The sequence below is a fragment of the Marinobacter mobilis genome (assembly GCF_900106945.1).
GTDB lineage: Bacteria > Pseudomonadota > Gammaproteobacteria > Pseudomonadales > Oleiphilaceae > Marinobacter > Marinobacter mobilis.
This window is the reverse complement of sequence record NZ_FNNE01000006.1, coordinates 72660-86548: the sequence shown is the minus strand read 5'-3', so window position 1 is coordinate 86548 and position 13889 is coordinate 72660. Positions and strand designations below refer to the sequence as shown.

Here is a 13889-nt window from a genome sequence, read left to right as displayed (position 1 = left end):
CTTTCAAATTCTAGCAGGCCGTCGCTCGCACACCCTGTATTGTGTGGCCTTTCACCGACTTGTAAAGCGGCAGTTACCAAAAGCTACAACAGAGTGACGGTCACTCACCGTCCGGGCTGTTTTGCCAATCCGACAATCTTGCCCGTAATCGCATGGCGGCCTGACTGTGGATCTGGCTGACCCGGCTTTCACTGACTTCCAGGATCGCCCCGATCTCCTTCAGGTTGAGTTCTTCCTGGTAATACAGGCTCAGCACCAGTTTTTCCCGCTCAGGCAAACCTTCAATGGCTTCCGCGAGGCTGGTGCGGAAGGCGTGGGACGTAATGCCCTGCAGCGGATTATCTGAGCCATCTGATTCTTCTAACGGCACGTCGCCGGATTCATTGAGCTCATCGAGGCTAAAAAGTCGTCCGCCGTTGGCATCGTTCAGGCAGGAATGATACTCGTCCATGGTCATGCCGAGCTCTTCCGCGACTTCCACATCCTGGGCTTCCCGCCCCATCCGGCTCTCGATCGCACGAATCGCCTCCGATACCCGCCGGGCATTGCGGTGCACCGATCGTGGCACCCAGTCGCCCTTGCGAATCTCGTCCACGATGGCACCACGAATACGGATGCCGGCGTAGGTTTCAAAGGAAGCGCCCTTGGTGGGCTGGTATTTCTGGGCAGCTTCGAGCAGACCGATCATGCCAGCCTGCATCAGATCATCAAGTTGAACCGAGTCAGGCAGCCTGGCCAGCAGGTGCAATGCAATTTTCTTCACCAGCGGCGCATGGCTTTCCACAAGCTGATGGGCTTGGCCGGCTGCCGTTCTCTGATAGATACCCAGGTTTCTAGCCAATGTTCTGTAACCGGATTAGCAGTAACGGGATGAAGCTCAGGCCTCAACGAGTCGTTCAACAAAGAACTCAAGATGTCCTCTCGGTGAGGACGGCAATGGCCAGTTATCAACCTGATCGGCCAGCGCCCTGATCGCCAACGATGCCTTGGCACGGGGATAGGCGTCCAGTACGGCACGCTGACGCTGAACCGCCTTCTTCACCGCTTCATCGTAAGGCACCATTCCTGTGTATTGTAGCGCGACATCAAGGAATCTCTCAGTGACCCGGGTCAGTTTGTTAAACAGATGGCGACCTTCCTGTTCGGTACGGACCTGGTTCGCAAGGATACGGAAACGGTTAACCCCATAGTCGCGGTTCATCAGCTTGATCAGGGCGTAGGCGTCGGTAATGGACGTGGGCTCGTCACATACCACCAGCAGAAGTTCCTGAGAGGCACGAAGGAAACTGACAACCGATTCTGAAATACCGGCCGCGGTATCGACAATCAGAACGTCGATCTGGTCGCCCAGCTCGCTGAACGCATTGATCAGGCCAGCATGTTCCATCGCCGACAACTGGGTCATTTTCTGGGTGCCTGAGGAGGCCGGAACAATCTTGATGCCGCCGGGCCCATCCACCAGAACATCGCGGATATCGCATTCGCCAGCCAGTACATCAGCAAGGTTGTGATTGGCCGTAAGACCCAGCAATACGTCGATATTGGCAAGGCCGAGGTCTGCATCAAGCAGGACAACCCTACGCCCTTTCTGGGCCAGGGCAATTCCCAGGTTGACCGAGACATTGCTCTTGCCAACGCCACCTTTGCCGCCGGATACCGCAATCACCTGAACCGGATGTGCTTTGCTCATACTGACTTTTGTCTCTTGCCGATCGAAATCAGGATGCCGGCAGTAGCCGCACCCCGGTGTTATTGTTTATCGTCGAGCCCTTGCAGATCAACCACCTGCACCAAGGGATCAGGCCCCCTCAGCCATGCTCTGTGATGCCTTGAGCTCCTTCAGCCGCTCCACACCCTTGCGCACCAGCGGTGCTGCCTCGGCGTGGTGGAGGTCATCGGGAATCTTCTGGCCGTCGGTGTAGTAGGCCACCGGCAGCCCGGTCTCCATGGCAAAGCCCAGGGATTCACCCAGCGTCATTGCCTCGTCCAGTTTGGTCATCACACAACCCGCAAGATCAGCCATCTTATAGCAATGCCAGACAGATTTCATAATGCGGGGCTGGCTGGTCGCGGACACCACCAGATGGGACTGGATCGGGTGCCGGCTTCGGGCCAGCTCACCGAGCTGCTGCTGATACCCCTTGTCACTGGGCGTCAGGCCGGCAGTATCAATCAGCACCAGATGACGATCCGACAACTCGTCAAGCACATCGTCCAGAGTGTGGCTCTCATCGACCACCCGAACCGGTACATTGAGAATACGGCCAAACACAAACAACTGCTCGTGGGCAGCCACCCGGAAACGATCTGTGGTCACCAGGGCCAGACTGTCAGCACCGTGGCGAAGCGCATAGCGGGCTGCCAGCTTGCCAATGGTGGTGGTCTTGCCAGACCCCGTCGGGCCTACGAGCGCATAGATACCACCTCGGTCCAGCCACTCGGTACGAACCGTCTTGATCCCGGCCGCAAGGGTTTTCAGAGACTGCTTCCAGCCGTCTTCCAGGCGGCCCTTGCCGTGGCTTTTTGCCAGCGCCGAGGCCAGGTTGTGGCTGACGCCAAAGTCGAGCAGGCGCTCCACCAGTCGCTGCTGAGCGGGATTCACCGACGCCAACGGCGCGGCTTCCGGCCCCTGCCGCCCCTGGACCAGATCTCTCAGGGAGCTGATCTCTGCGCGCATCAGGGCCAGTTCATCCGCCCCCATGTCGGCTCGCTGCGCCGATGCCGCCTGGCCACCGGCCACGCTGGCCGCAGCACTAGCGGGCTGGAAACCCGCACCCTGACTGGCGCGCTTCTCACGCACTTCGGCGATTCGCGCCCGTGAACGACCCAGTTCGTCTTCCAGGCGCCGGTGCTGCTCGGCCTGAAGCTCGGCCAGACGCCCACTATTGGTGGCATCCCTCGCTTCTTCACCGAGGCGCTGGCGTGCCATGTTCTCGTCGTAGTCCAACGCTGTCACGATCTCGACACCGTTCTCAACCCGCCGATTGGAAAGAATGACCGCATCCGGGCCGAGTTCGCTGCTCACCAGTTTCAGTGCCTCAGCCATCGTCGGCGCGAAGAAGCGTTTCACTTTCATACCTGTTCCTCCCATTCCAGCCGGGTGAGCGTCGAAATCCCGTCACCTGCTGCCATCTGGCCGCCGCTTATTGCCCGACGGATGCCACAATCGTGATCTGTTTGTTGTCCGGTACTTCCTGATAGGACAGTACGTGCAGTCTCTCAACTCCGTAACTGGCGAAGCGGGCGAGTACCCGACGCAAGGGCCCGGAAACCAGCAATATCGCAGGTTTCCCGAGCATTTCCTGGCGCTGGACACTTTCCTGAAGTGAACGCTGCAGCTTTTCCACCATACTGGGCTCAAGTACCAGCCCAATATCATCGCCACCGCCAGTTTGCTGACTCTGCTGCAGTGACTTAAGCAATAACTGTTCCAGATCAGGATCCAGGGTGATAACCGGGATTTCAGCCTCATTGCCGCAGATGCTCTGCACGATCATCCGTCGCAGCGCTTGTCGGGCAGCCGTCGTCAGCACTTTCGGGTCCTGGCTACGGGGGTGAATATTGACGATGGCCTCTGCAATAGAGCGCATATCGCGGATCGGCACTTCTTCCAGCAACAGACTTTGCAGGACTTTCAGCAGAATGCTGATGGAAACGGTCGCAGGCACCAGCTCTTCCGCCAGTTTCGGCGAAACCTTCTCCAGCTGCTCAAGCCATTTCTGCACCTCTTCATGACCCAGCAGTTCGTGTGCATGCTTCTGCAGTACCTGGTTGAGATGGGTCGCGACCACGGTGCTCGCATCGACCACGGTGTAACCCAGGGTTTGCGCCTGGTCTTTCTTGCTCTCTTCAATCCAGCAGGCATCCAGCCCGAACGCGGGGTCCTTGCCTTCAATACCTTCCACTTTGCCAAACACCTGGCCCGGATCAATGGCAAGCTCGCGGTCCGGATGGATCTCCGCCTCGGCGATGGTGACGCCCATCAGCGTAATGCGGTACATGTTCGGCATGAGATCGAGATTGTCGCGGATATGCACCGACGGCATCAGGAATCCCAGATCCTGGGACAGTTTCTTGCGGACACCCTTGATCCGCGACAGCAATTGCCCACCCTGACTTTTGTCGACCAGAGGAATCAGCCGGTAGCCCACTTCCAGCCCAACCACATCTACCGTGGCGACGTCATCCCAGCCCAGTTCGCGGCTTTCCGCGGGCGCTGGCAATGACTGGTCCGGACGTGAACCTCCGGCAGGCAGCACCTCAGGACCCAACGGGCCGCCGCCCGCAGGCGCCAGGCCACCCCGTGATGGAAAGCCGCCACCCTCCTCCACCGTCTGCCGGTCCCGATTCCAGATAAAATAGGCGGTGGCTGCAGAGATGACCCCAAGCCCCAGAAAAGCGACATGAGGCATGCCGGGAATCAGACCCAGTATGATCAGGATACCCGCAGCAATGGACAGCGCGCGGGGTGCACTGAACATCTGACTAATAATCTGCCCCCCCATATCCTGGGAAGAGGTTACCCGGGTCACCATGATGGCGGCAGAGGTAGACAGCAACAGCGATGGTATCTGCGCCACAAGACCATCACCGATGGTCAACAGGGCGTAAAACCGGGTAGCCGTGGAGAAATCCAGATCGTGCTGCAGCATCCCTATGGCGATGCCACCGATAATATTGATCGCAAGGATCAACAAGCCTGCGACCGCATCCCCTTTCACGAATTTACTGGCGCCGTCCATGGAACCGTAGAAATCGGCTTCCTGAGCAATCTCCGCACGTCGGCCCTTGGCCTCGTCCTGATTGATCAGCCCGGCGTTAAGGTCGGCATCGATGGCCATCTGTTTGCCAGGCATGGCATCCAGGGTGAAGCGGGCACTGACTTCCGAGACCCGGCCCGCACCCTTGGTGACTACCATGAAGTTGATGATCATCAGGATCGCAAAGACCACCAGACCAACGGCGTAGTTGCCACCAATCAGCACCTCACCGAACGACTCGATCACTTTACCCGCCGCGTCGCCACCCTCATGTCCGTTGAGCAACACAATGCGGGTCGACGCCACGTTCAGGGCCAGCCGGAGCAGCGTCGCCACCAGCAGCACGGTGGGAAAAGAGGCAAATTCCATGGGACGCAGGGCGTACACGCAAACCAGCAGAATGACGATCGACAAGGTGATATTGAAGGTGAACAGTACGTCGAGCATGAACGTCGGCATGGGCAGGATCATCATGCCCAGCAATGCCATCAGCATCACTGGAATGCCCAGATTACCGCGCGTCAGAGATTTGACGTTGTTCAGGACTAAAGCTCGGTCCATACCCGGAAACACCCCGCTGGAGACTGCGCCTGAGGATCAGGCGGGTCGATATTCTGACGAAAACACGTCACCTGTCCCGGTTTATCGCAATATCCGTACCACTCCTTACACCTATATGCAGAACCTCGCCTGACGCCTGCCCGCAGATCAGTTATTCTTCCAGCAACTTTCCCCATTCCCACCACTGACTAACGCAAAGGTGAGCCATGCCCATCCATGAGGTGAAACACCCACTGATCCGCCACAAACTCGGACTGATGCGCCGGGCCGACATCAGCACCAAGAACTTCCGTGAACTGGCTCAGGAAGTTGCCGCCCTGCTGACCTACGAAGCAACCCAGGATTTTGCTCTGGAAGAAACCACCATCGAAGGCTGGGCTGGGCCTGTCACCGTGGACACGATTACGGGCAAGAAGGTCACCATCGTCCCGATTCTCCGCGCCGGACTGGGGATGCTCGACGGGGTACTCAGCCTGATCCCAAGCGCCAAGGTCAGCGTGGTAGGCCAGGTACGAAACGAGGAAACGCTGGAAGCAAGCACCTACCTGGAGAAACTGGTGGGCGAGCTGGACCAGCGCATGGCAATGATTATCGACCCCATGCTGGCCACCGGCGGCTCACTGATTTCCACCATCGACCTGCTCAAGAAGGCCGGCAGCACAGAAATTCGCGCACTGGTGCTCGTTGCCGCCCCGGAAGGGATCGACAAGGTGCTGGAGGCCCATCCTGATGTCGCTATCTATACGGCCTCAATTGATCAGTGTCTGAACGAAAAAGGCTATATCCTTCCGGGACTGGGCGATGCCGGCGACAAGATCTTCGGCACCCGGCAAAAGGACAACTGAGTATGCAGGACACCACCAACAACGCCGTGTGGCGACAGGCCCTTGCTGGCTCCCAGATGCTCCTCGTAGCATTTGGCGCCCTGGTGCTGATGCCACTGATCACCGGCCTTGACCCCAATGTTGCCCTGTTTACCGCCGGATTCGGCACCCTGATTTTCCACGTGGTAACCGGTGGCCAGATTCCAATTTTCCTGGCCTCGTCGTTTGCCTTCATCGCTCCGATTCTCGCCGCCAAGACTAAATTCGGACTTGAACAGACCCTCGGCGGCCTGGTCGCTGCCGGCATTCTCTACATCCTGCTGAGCGGACTGATCCGCCTACGTGGGACCGGCTTCCTTCACCGACTGCTGCCTCCGGTGGTCATCGGCCCGGTGATCATGGTGATCGGTCTCAGCCTGGCCCCGGTGGCTGTCCACATGGCCTCAGGGCGGGCTGGCGATGGCAGCATAGAACTGGTGCCCTACGACACCGCCATTCTCATTTCGATGATCTCGCTGCTGGTCACCGTGATCGCAGCGGTCTGGGCCAAGGGCATCTTTCGCCTGATTCCGATCATGTTCGGCGTCATGACCGGCTATAGTCTGTCGGTCGTTGCCGGCATTGTGGATTTCAGCACCATTGCCGCGGCTCCCTGGTTTGCCCTGCCGAACTTCGTGGCCCCGGAATTTGGATGGTCTGCCATCCTGTTCATGATACCGGTGGCCATCGCTCCGGCCATTGAGCACATTGGCGATGTTCTTGCCATTGGCAACGTAACCGGCAGGAACTACCTGAAAAACCCCGGCCTGCATCGCACCCTACTGGGCGATGGCCTGGCCACCAGCTCAGCGGCACTGCTGGGCGGACCACCTAATACTACCTATTCCGAAGTGACCGGTGCGGTGATGCTGACCCGGAATTTCAATCCCAGAATCATGATCTGGGCCGCTGTGATTGCCATCGCACTTGCCTTCATCGGCAAGTTTGGAGCTGCCCTGCAGTCCATTCCGGTGCCAGTCATGGGCGGCATACTGTGCCTGCTGTTCGGCTCTATCGCCGTGGTAGGACTTAACACCCTGATCCGCCATCAGGTGGATTTGTCGGAAGCCCGAAACCTGGTGATCGTCGCTGTAACGCTGGTGTTTGGTATTGGCGGAATGGTGCTGGGCCACATGGAGGGCATTGCCCTTTGCGCTGTGGTCGCTATCGGTCTGAACCTGGTGCTTCCTGGCGAAAGGGAATCCTGGGGAAAAGCAATCCATGAGCAGCAAACCAACTGACAGCTCAGGTATCAGTTTTACTGCCCTGTACACCGGTGCCGTCTGGCACCGGAACGGGCTCTCCGACAACAGCCTGGTCACGCCTCAGGGGCAATGGCTGTATACCCTGATGAGCCCGTTCGAGGCCGCCAGCAAAACCCTTGCCGGCGGCAACCTCAAAACCTTTCTGCTCCAGCGCCACCTGATCATCGATCACCTGATCGAGAAAAGGATCAGCCAGCACGGCGTCAATCAGGTACTCGAAATCGCCTGTGGCCTGTCACCCCGTGGCCTGCACCTGCGTCAACGCCACCCGAACCTGCACATGGTTGAGGCCGACTTGCCGGACATGGCCGCACGCAAGGCCTCCCGACTGGCCTCGACCGGCCACCTGGGGGCCAGCCATCAGGTCACACCCGTTGATATCCTTGCCGATGACGGCGAGCATGCACTGGAAGCGGTGATGGATCGGGTACTGAAGGAGGGGCCGGTCATCGTGGTCACCGAAGGCTTAACCAACTATTTTTCGCTGCCAGTGATCACAACGTTCTGGCGGCGACTCGCCACAGCCCTGAGCAAGCGGCCGGGTTCGTACTACCTGTTCGACAGCTACCTTATGCCGGAACAGCCTCTGATCAAGGGCGGCATTCACCTGCTCAGCAAGGTTCTGGGAGGCATGACGCAAAGCCAGGTATCGTTCCATTTCGACAATGACCAACAGGTCATGCAGCATCTGCAGGGCCTTGGTTTCAGCCAAACCCAGGTACACAATCCCCGGGACTACTATACCGTGCTCCCGATACCCCAGAGTCGCAACAACCCCTTGGTGCGAGTCGTTGAAACCGGGTTTCCGGGCAGCGCCTCAGATATCCCGTCTTAGATCGTTGGGTATGGGGAAGTCCGGCATCCCCGGCCTCGCCCCCTGCCCACGCCGGAACTGACGCAACTGGAACAGGTAGGCGAGCACCTGGGCTATGGCCATATACAGGCCATCGGGGATCTCACCGCCGATGTCGGTATTGTGGTAGACAGCCCGGGTCAGTGGCGGAGTGCGCAGGACCTCGACCTTGTGTTCGCGGGCGATTTCCATGATTTTGAAGGCAATCTCGTCTGCGCCCTTCGCCACCACGATTGGCGCAGCCATGGTTTTCTGGTCGTACTTCAGCGCCACCGCATAGTGGGTGGGGTTGGTGATCACCACGTCAGCCTCAGGCACATCCTGCATCATCCGGCGCTGGGCCATTTCCCGCTGCAGCTGGCGAATGCGGCCCTTGACCTCGGGCTTGCCCTCGGTGTCCTTGTACTCGTCCTTGACCTCCTGCTTGGTCATCCTGAGCTTTTTCTGGTGGTCGTAAATCTGGAAGGGTACGTCGATGGCCGCAATGATGATGGTGGCACAAGACAACAGCAGAAAGGTCCAGCCCAGCGTCCACACCACATGCGCCATGGCCGGAACCGCCGGTTCGTCGGCAATCTTGAGGAGGTCGTCGGTACGCAAGTCGAGGATCAGGATCGCGAGGGTCATGACCAGGGCAACCTTGGCCACCCCCTTCAACAGTTCCACGACCGAACGCACCGAAAACATCCGTTTGAGCCCCTTGAGAGGATTCATGCGGTCAAATTTCGGTGTAATGGCCTTGCCACTGAACAACAAACCACCGATGCCGATCGAGCCGATGATGGCCGCCACCAGCAGCACCAGCAACAGCGGCGCCACCGCCCACGACGCCTCACCAGCCGCATCGAGCAGGTGTAGCGCCATGTGATGGGTATCGAAAATGACCTCCCGTTCCAGGGAAAAACTGTTGCGCATGATGTCCGCAAGCGCCTTGCCCAGCCCTGAACCGAACACCAGCAACCCTCCCGCACCGGCCATCAGCACCGCCATGGTCGCCAGCTCACGGGAACGCGCTGTCTGGCCCTCCTCCCGGGCTTTCTCCAATCGTCGGGGGGTAGCCTCTTCGGTTTTTTCCTGACTGTTGTCGTTGTCGTCCGCCACGTCCGCTTACCTCAGGGTTGGCCCTGCAACTGGCGCATGAATTCAAAGGTCTCTTCAGTGTACTGCTGGAAGTGCGGCGCGAAGTTACCCTGCAACACCCAGATGGCAAACAGACCGAACATCAGGGCAATGGGAAAACCGAGAGCAAAAATATTCATCTGTGGCGCCGCTCGGGTCATGACCCCAAACGAGATAGTCACGATCAGTACCGCGGTGACCGCAGGTAACGCCAGCAGCATCGCCGAGACAAAGATCCAGCTGATCCGGTGAGCCAGGGCCCAAACGCCGCCCTGCCCCAGGCCTTCGAGCCCGATGGGGATAGTGCGGAAGCTTTCCACAAACACTTCAAAGGCCACCAGGTGCCCGTTCATGGACAGATACAGCAATGTGATGCCTACCGTATACAACTGGGACAGCACCGGCACAGAGACACCGTTGGCGGGATCGTTCATTGACGCAAAACCGAGGCCCATCTGCATGGCAATCATCTGGCCTGCAACCACAAACACCTGGAACAACGCGGTCAGCGTAAACCCCATCCCCACACCGATGAGAATCTGCTGCAGGGTAATTACCACCGCCTCGGCACTGAGGGATTCCACCTGGGGCACCTCATCAATCCAGGGCACGACCAGTATGGTGAACAATAACGCCAGGCCCAGGCGGATACGAGCAGGAACCAGCTGAGTCCCAATGAAGGGAATCACCATCATGAAACTGGCAATACGGAACAGTGGCCACAGGTGCTGCCCCACCCACTGGCTAATCTGATCTTCCCCCAGGCCAACAGGAATCATGGTGAGGCCTAACCGATCAGGTAGGGAATATTGGTGATCAGGCCGTGAGCGTGGTCAATCAGCTTGGTCAGCATCCACGGCCCGGCAAAGATGATCACCAGCAGGGTAATGATCAGTCGCGGCAGGAAACTGAGCGTCTGCTCGTTGATCTGGGTAGCCGCCTGGAAAGTACTGACCACCAGCCCCACCACCAGCCCGGGCATGATAATCACCCCGGCAAGCAACACGATCATCCAGAGCGCGTCGCGCATGATGTCGATGACGGTTTCAGGCGTCATGGCCTTGCTCCCCCCGATGGTTCACCGGGCTATATACCATAACTGGCCGCCAGGGTTACCATGATCAGGGCCCAGCCGTCCACCAGGACAAACAGCATGATCTTAAATGGCAGCGATATAATGACCGGAGACAACATCATCATCCCCATCGCCATCAGGACGCTGGCCACCACCATGTCGATAATCAGGAACGGAATGAACAGAATAAAACCGATCTGGAAGGCAGTCTTCAGTTCACTGGTCACGAAGGCAGGCATCAGCACCCAGAAGGAAACGTCTTCCGGCGTCTCAAACTGAACATCGGCGATGCGCATGAAGAGCATGAGGTCGTCTTCCCGGGTCTGAGCCAGCATAAACTCCCGGAACGGCACACTCGCCCGCGCCACCGCCTCCATCGAGGTGATTTCCTCACTCATATAAGGCTGCAACGCCGCCTGGTTAGCCTCTTCAAAAACCGGCTTCATGATAAAGATCGACAGGAACAGTGCCAGCCCCAACAGAATCTGGTTAGATGGCGTTGACTGCAGTCCCAGGGCCTGACGCAGAATCGCAAACACCACAATGATGCGGGTAAACGACGTCATCATCATCAGCATCGCAGGCAGGAATGTCAGTGCGGTCATCAACGCGAGGATTTGCAGGGTAACCGTATATTCCTGGGTTCCGTCAACCTCGCCCGGAGTGACGGTCAGTGCCGGTATGCCCGGCACCTCCGCAAATGCCGACGGCAGATACATCGTCAGGATCAAACCGGTAATGACAGTAAACAGACGTCTCAAGACGGCTCTCCATCAGAAGCAGCCCCACCCTTCCACGATTTGCCGATCATACCCTGCAGGCGGCGTGCAAAATCGCTGGAATCGAGGTCCGCGGGATTGGCAATCGGTTCATCGAACACATGGAGGGTACGAATGGTAGAGGGAGTGATGCCGACCAGGATCTGCTTTCCTCCGACATCCAGCAGCGCAATGCGTTCGCGAGTACCCAGATTCATCACTGCAACGACTTTCATCAACTGGTTGTTCATGCCCGCCAGCCCGCTCATACGGCGAACCAGCCAGGCACAACCGAATATCAGCGCGATGACCACCAGCAGGCCAAGACCCAGACTGGCCAGACTGCCAACGGCACCGGGCACCGGTGATGGTGCCTGCGGTGTGCTCTCCGCCGCCGAGCTCAGCGCCGGCAGCATCAGCGTCAGTCCAACAAGCCCGCTGAGCCGGTGCATGCTATTTCTGCAGCCGTTTGATGCGCTCAGCGGGGCTGATGACATCGGTCAGACGGATACCGAACTTCTCATTTACCATGACCACTTCACCATGGGCAATCAGGGTTCCATTAACCAGCACGTCCAGAGGCTCCCCTGCCAACCGGTCCAGCTCGATCACCGAGCCCTGGTTGAGCTGAAGCAGGTTACGGATTGGAATCTGGGTATTGCCGACTTCCATGGAAATGGTCACCGGAATATCCAGAATGACATCCAGATCCGGGGAAGTGCCGCCAGCCGTAGCCGTAGCCGTAGCCATACCCGTGTCGGCGCCAAACTCCTCCATCGGAGCCGCCTGCACGGAGTCTTCCTCTGCATCGCCGGCTTCCGCCATGGCCGCCGCCCATTCATCGGCGCGGGCCTGCTCGTCATCGCCACCGGCCTCTGCGGAGCCATCGCCATCGCTGTCGCCATCACCCGCTTCTTCCATGGCAGCTTCCCACTCTGCAGCGAGCTTTTCGTCTTCGCTCATTTCCTGCCCGTCTTTCTTGTCGTCGTCAGCCATTTCGCCCTACCTTCAACTGTTTTTTCACGACTGGGCGCTTGGCCCGCTCATTCACCCTGAGTGCCAGTTTTCCGTCACGGGTTCCCAATGTGGCATGGTAGATCGGTATACCGTTTGCGGTCACCGTCAGATCGTTCGACATTTCTATCGGGATCACGTCACCGGCCTTGAAGTCGGCTACGTCGCGCAACGAAATCTTGCGCCGGCAGACTGTCGCATTGATCGGAACCTCGACATCCTTGACGTCTTCCTGCAAGGCACTGACCCAGCGCTCGTCTACGTCATCAATATCACTCTGGACACCCGCGTCGAGCACTTCCCGAATGGGCTCAATCATCGAGTACGGCAATGCCATATGAAGCTCACCGCCGCCACCGTCCAGTTCTATATGGAACGTGCTGATCACCACGACTTCACTCGGGCTGACGATGTTGGCCATGGCCGGATTGACTTCCGAGTTGATATAGTCGAAATCGACCTTGAGCACAGCCTGCCAGGCCTCTTTCATGTCGCGAAAGACCTGGTCCAGCACCATCTGGACAATACGAATTTCAGTGGGGGTAAATTCCCGGCCTTCAATCTTGGCGTGCCGGCCCTCCCCCCCAAAGAAGTTATCCACCAGCTTGAAGACCAGTTTGGCGTCCAGAATGAACAAGCCCGTTCCCCGCAGGGGGCGAACCTTGACCAGATTGAGACTGGTGGGGACATACAGAGTGTGGACGTATTCCCCGAACTTCATGATCTGCACGCCGCCGGTGGAGACATCGGCATTGCGACGCAGCAGGTTGAACAGGCTGATTCGGGTGTAGCGGGCAAAACGCTCGTTGATCATTTCCAGCGTGGGCATCCGCCCACGGACAATACGATCCTGGCTGGCGAGGTCGTAGTTTTTTACGCCTTCCTCGTCGCTTTCATCATAGGTATCGATGTCCCCGTCATCCACACCGTGCAACAGGGCATCGATTTCATCCTGTGACAGTAGATCCTGCATAATCGGTCCTGCCCGTGGTCAGCCCCCGCGATCGGGGCCTTTATTGCATCACAAAGTTTCGTAGCAGCACGCCTTTCAGTGGCGGCTCCCCTTCCTGTTCCAATACGCCGTTCACAACCGTCAGCATCTCGGTCACCAGCTGTTCCCGGCCACCCTCGGCCTGCAGCGCCATGAAATCACTGGCCGCCAACACATTGATCAGCTGGCTGCGCAACAACGGCATGTGCAGCTCTGTCGCTGCCAGTGCTGCCGGATCATCCGCCTCGAACGCCAGGTAAACCTGTGCATACCTTTGGCGCCCCTCGGACTGCACGGTGGTCACCAGTGCCTTGTCGAGGACAAAATACTGGCTCGGCTGGAACACCTCTTCCGCCGCCGCTTCCTCAACGTCTGCACCGGCATCGCCAGCGGTGTCCTTGAGGAACCACAGGGTTCCCGCGATGGACAGCCCGATGGCCAGTATGACTACCAGCGCAATCAAAATGATCAGCTTGAGCTTGCTTTTCTTGGGTGCCTGGTCAGGCGCATTGTTATCTGCCATAGGACGCTTCTGTCATAAAATTGTCAGATGCCGCGAGATTCGGCCCATGTATGGAGTATAAAGCAAACAGCGGGCCACAAAGGCACAGCTGTCTCGATAAAACAGCA

The 13889-nt window shown here is 58.3% G+C and carries 15 protein-coding genes; 3 read left to right on the top strand and 12 right to left on the bottom strand.

Features of this window, described 5'->3' with window-relative positions; all coding sequences use genetic code 11:
* Positions 1-100 precede the first annotated feature (100 nt).
* The 4 genes from BLV11_RS10570 to flhA all read right to left on the bottom strand — a co-directional run bounded on the left by BLV11_RS10570 (position 101) and on the right by flhA (position 5321).
* The gene (locus BLV11_RS10570) at positions 101-841 is read right to left on the bottom strand and encodes an RNA polymerase sigma factor FliA (protein ID WP_091813495.1); all 741 of its coding nucleotides are present in this window, start codon (positions 839-841) and stop codon (positions 101-103) included.
* Positions 842-877: 36 nt separating this feature from the next.
* On the bottom strand, positions 878-1690 hold the full coding sequence (locus BLV11_RS10565; RefSeq protein ID WP_091813491.1) for a MinD/ParA family protein: 813 nt from the start codon (positions 1688-1690) through the stop codon (positions 878-880).
* A 108-nt stretch (positions 1691-1798) separates the two neighbouring features.
* Complete coding sequence (flhF, locus tag BLV11_RS10560) at positions 1799-3076, bottom strand: flagellar biosynthesis GTPase FlhF (RefSeq protein ID WP_091813488.1); 1278 nt, start codon at positions 3074-3076, stop codon at positions 1799-1801.
* 67 nt (positions 3077-3143) lie between these two features.
* Positions 3144-5321 carry a flagellar biosynthesis protein FlhA gene (gene flhA / locus BLV11_RS10555; RefSeq protein ID WP_091813485.1) on the bottom strand — a complete coding sequence of 726 codons (2178 nt, stop codon included), beginning with the start codon at positions 5319-5321 and terminating at the stop codon, positions 3144-3146.
* A gap of 206 nt (positions 5322-5527) precedes the next feature.
* Between flhA and upp the strand changes: the two genes are divergently transcribed.
* The 3 genes from upp to BLV11_RS10540 are packed head-to-tail and all read left to right on the top strand — an operon-like array spanning position 5528 to position 8284.
* Positions 5528-6166 (top strand): uracil phosphoribosyltransferase, encoded by a 639-nt coding sequence (gene upp / locus BLV11_RS10550; RefSeq protein WP_091813482.1) that lies wholly within the window; start codon positions 5528-5530, stop codon positions 6164-6166.
* A gap of 2 nt (positions 6167-6168) precedes the next feature.
* A complete protein-coding gene (locus BLV11_RS10545) occupies positions 6169-7425 on the top strand; it encodes a uracil-xanthine permease family protein (protein WP_091813479.1) in 1257 nt (418 codons plus the stop codon).
* Positions 7406-8284 (top strand): class I SAM-dependent methyltransferase, encoded by an 879-nt coding sequence (locus BLV11_RS10540; protein WP_091813477.1) that lies wholly within the window; start codon positions 7406-7408, stop codon positions 8282-8284. The genes BLV11_RS10545 and BLV11_RS10540 overlap by 20 nt, the downstream gene beginning before the upstream one ends.
* Here the strand turns inward: BLV11_RS10540 and flhB are convergent.
* From flhB to BLV11_RS10500, 8 genes are all read right to left on the bottom strand, one after another.
* A complete protein-coding gene (gene flhB, locus BLV11_RS10535; RefSeq protein ID WP_091813474.1) occupies positions 8267-9403 on the bottom strand; it encodes a flagellar biosynthesis protein FlhB in 1137 nt (378 codons plus the stop codon). The genes BLV11_RS10540 and flhB overlap by 18 nt on opposite strands.
* Positions 9404-9414: 11 nt before the next feature.
* The gene (gene fliR / locus BLV11_RS10530; RefSeq protein WP_091813472.1) at positions 9415-10200 is read right to left on the bottom strand and encodes a flagellar biosynthetic protein FliR; all 786 of its coding nucleotides are present in this window, start codon (positions 10198-10200) and stop codon (positions 9415-9417) included.
* 8 nt (positions 10201-10208) lie between these two features.
* Entirely contained in the window at positions 10209-10478 is a 270-nt protein-coding gene (gene fliQ, locus BLV11_RS10525) for a flagellar biosynthesis protein FliQ (protein WP_091813467.1), read from the bottom strand.
* Positions 10479-10507: 29 nt separating this feature from the next.
* A complete protein-coding gene (gene fliP / locus BLV11_RS10520; protein ID WP_091814099.1) occupies positions 10508-11215 on the bottom strand; it encodes a flagellar type III secretion system pore protein FliP in 708 nt (235 codons plus the stop codon).
* Positions 11216-11253: 38 nt separating this feature from the next.
* On the bottom strand, positions 11254-11706 hold the full coding sequence (fliO, locus tag BLV11_RS10515; RefSeq protein WP_091813464.1) for a flagellar biosynthetic protein FliO: 453 nt from the start codon (positions 11704-11706) through the stop codon (positions 11254-11256).
* 1 nt (position 11707) lies between these two features.
* Positions 11708-12175, bottom strand: a complete 468-nt coding sequence (gene fliN / locus BLV11_RS10510; RefSeq protein ID WP_245726006.1) for a flagellar motor switch protein FliN — start codon at positions 12173-12175, stop codon at positions 11708-11710.
* A 67-nt stretch (positions 12176-12242) separates the two neighbouring features.
* The gene (gene fliM / locus BLV11_RS10505) at positions 12243-13241 is read right to left on the bottom strand and encodes a flagellar motor switch protein FliM (protein ID WP_091813459.1); all 999 of its coding nucleotides are present in this window, start codon (positions 13239-13241) and stop codon (positions 12243-12245) included.
* 40 nt (positions 13242-13281) lie between these two features.
* Complete coding sequence (locus tag BLV11_RS10500; RefSeq protein ID WP_091813456.1) at positions 13282-13782, bottom strand: flagellar basal body-associated FliL family protein; 501 nt, start codon at positions 13780-13782, stop codon at positions 13282-13284.
* Positions 13783-13889: the final 107 nt, after the last annotated feature.

Excerpts from the sequence above, each read along its gene's own strand:
- BLV11_RS10565 (WP_091813491.1), bottom strand. The coding sequence starts at position 1,690 with ATGAGCAAAGCACATCCGGTTCAGGTGATTGCGGTATCCGGCGGCAAA.
- flhF (WP_091813488.1), bottom strand. The coding sequence starts at position 3,076 with ATGAAAGTGAAACGCTTCTTCGCGCCGACGATGGCTGAGGCACTGAAA.
- flhA (WP_091813485.1), bottom strand. The coding sequence starts at position 5,321 with ATGGACCGAGCTTTAGTCCTGAACAACGTCAAATCTCTGACGCGCGGT.
- upp (WP_091813482.1), top strand. The coding sequence starts at position 5,528 with ATGCCCATCCATGAGGTGAAACACCCACTGATCCGCCACAAACTCGGA.
- BLV11_RS10545 (WP_091813479.1), top strand. The coding sequence starts at position 6,169 with ATGCAGGACACCACCAACAACGCCGTGTGGCGACAGGCCCTTGCTGGC.
- BLV11_RS10540 (WP_091813477.1), top strand. The coding sequence starts at position 7,406 with ATGAGCAGCAAACCAACTGACAGCTCAGGTATCAGTTTTACTGCCCTG.
- fliR (WP_091813472.1), bottom strand. The coding sequence starts at position 10,200 with ATGATTCCTGTTGGCCTGGGGGAAGATCAGATTAGCCAGTGGGTGGGG.
- fliQ (WP_091813467.1), bottom strand. The coding sequence starts at position 10,478 with ATGACGCCTGAAACCGTCATCGACATCATGCGCGACGCGCTCTGGATG.
- fliP (WP_091814099.1), bottom strand. The coding sequence starts at position 11,215 with ATGTATCTGCCGTCGGCATTTGCGGAGGTGCCGGGCATACCGGCACTG.
- fliO (WP_091813464.1), bottom strand. The coding sequence starts at position 11,706 with ATGCACCGGCTCAGCGGGCTTGTTGGACTGACGCTGATGCTGCCGGCG.
- fliN (WP_245726006.1), bottom strand. The coding sequence starts at position 12,175 with ATGGAAGAAGCGGGTGATGGCGACAGCGATGGCGATGGCTCCGCAGAG.
- fliM (WP_091813459.1), bottom strand. The coding sequence starts at position 13,241 with ATGCAGGATCTACTGTCACAGGATGAAATCGATGCCCTGTTGCACGGT.
- BLV11_RS10500 (WP_091813456.1), bottom strand. The coding sequence starts at position 13,782 with ATGGCAGATAACAATGCGCCTGACCAGGCACCCAAGAAAAGCAAGCTC.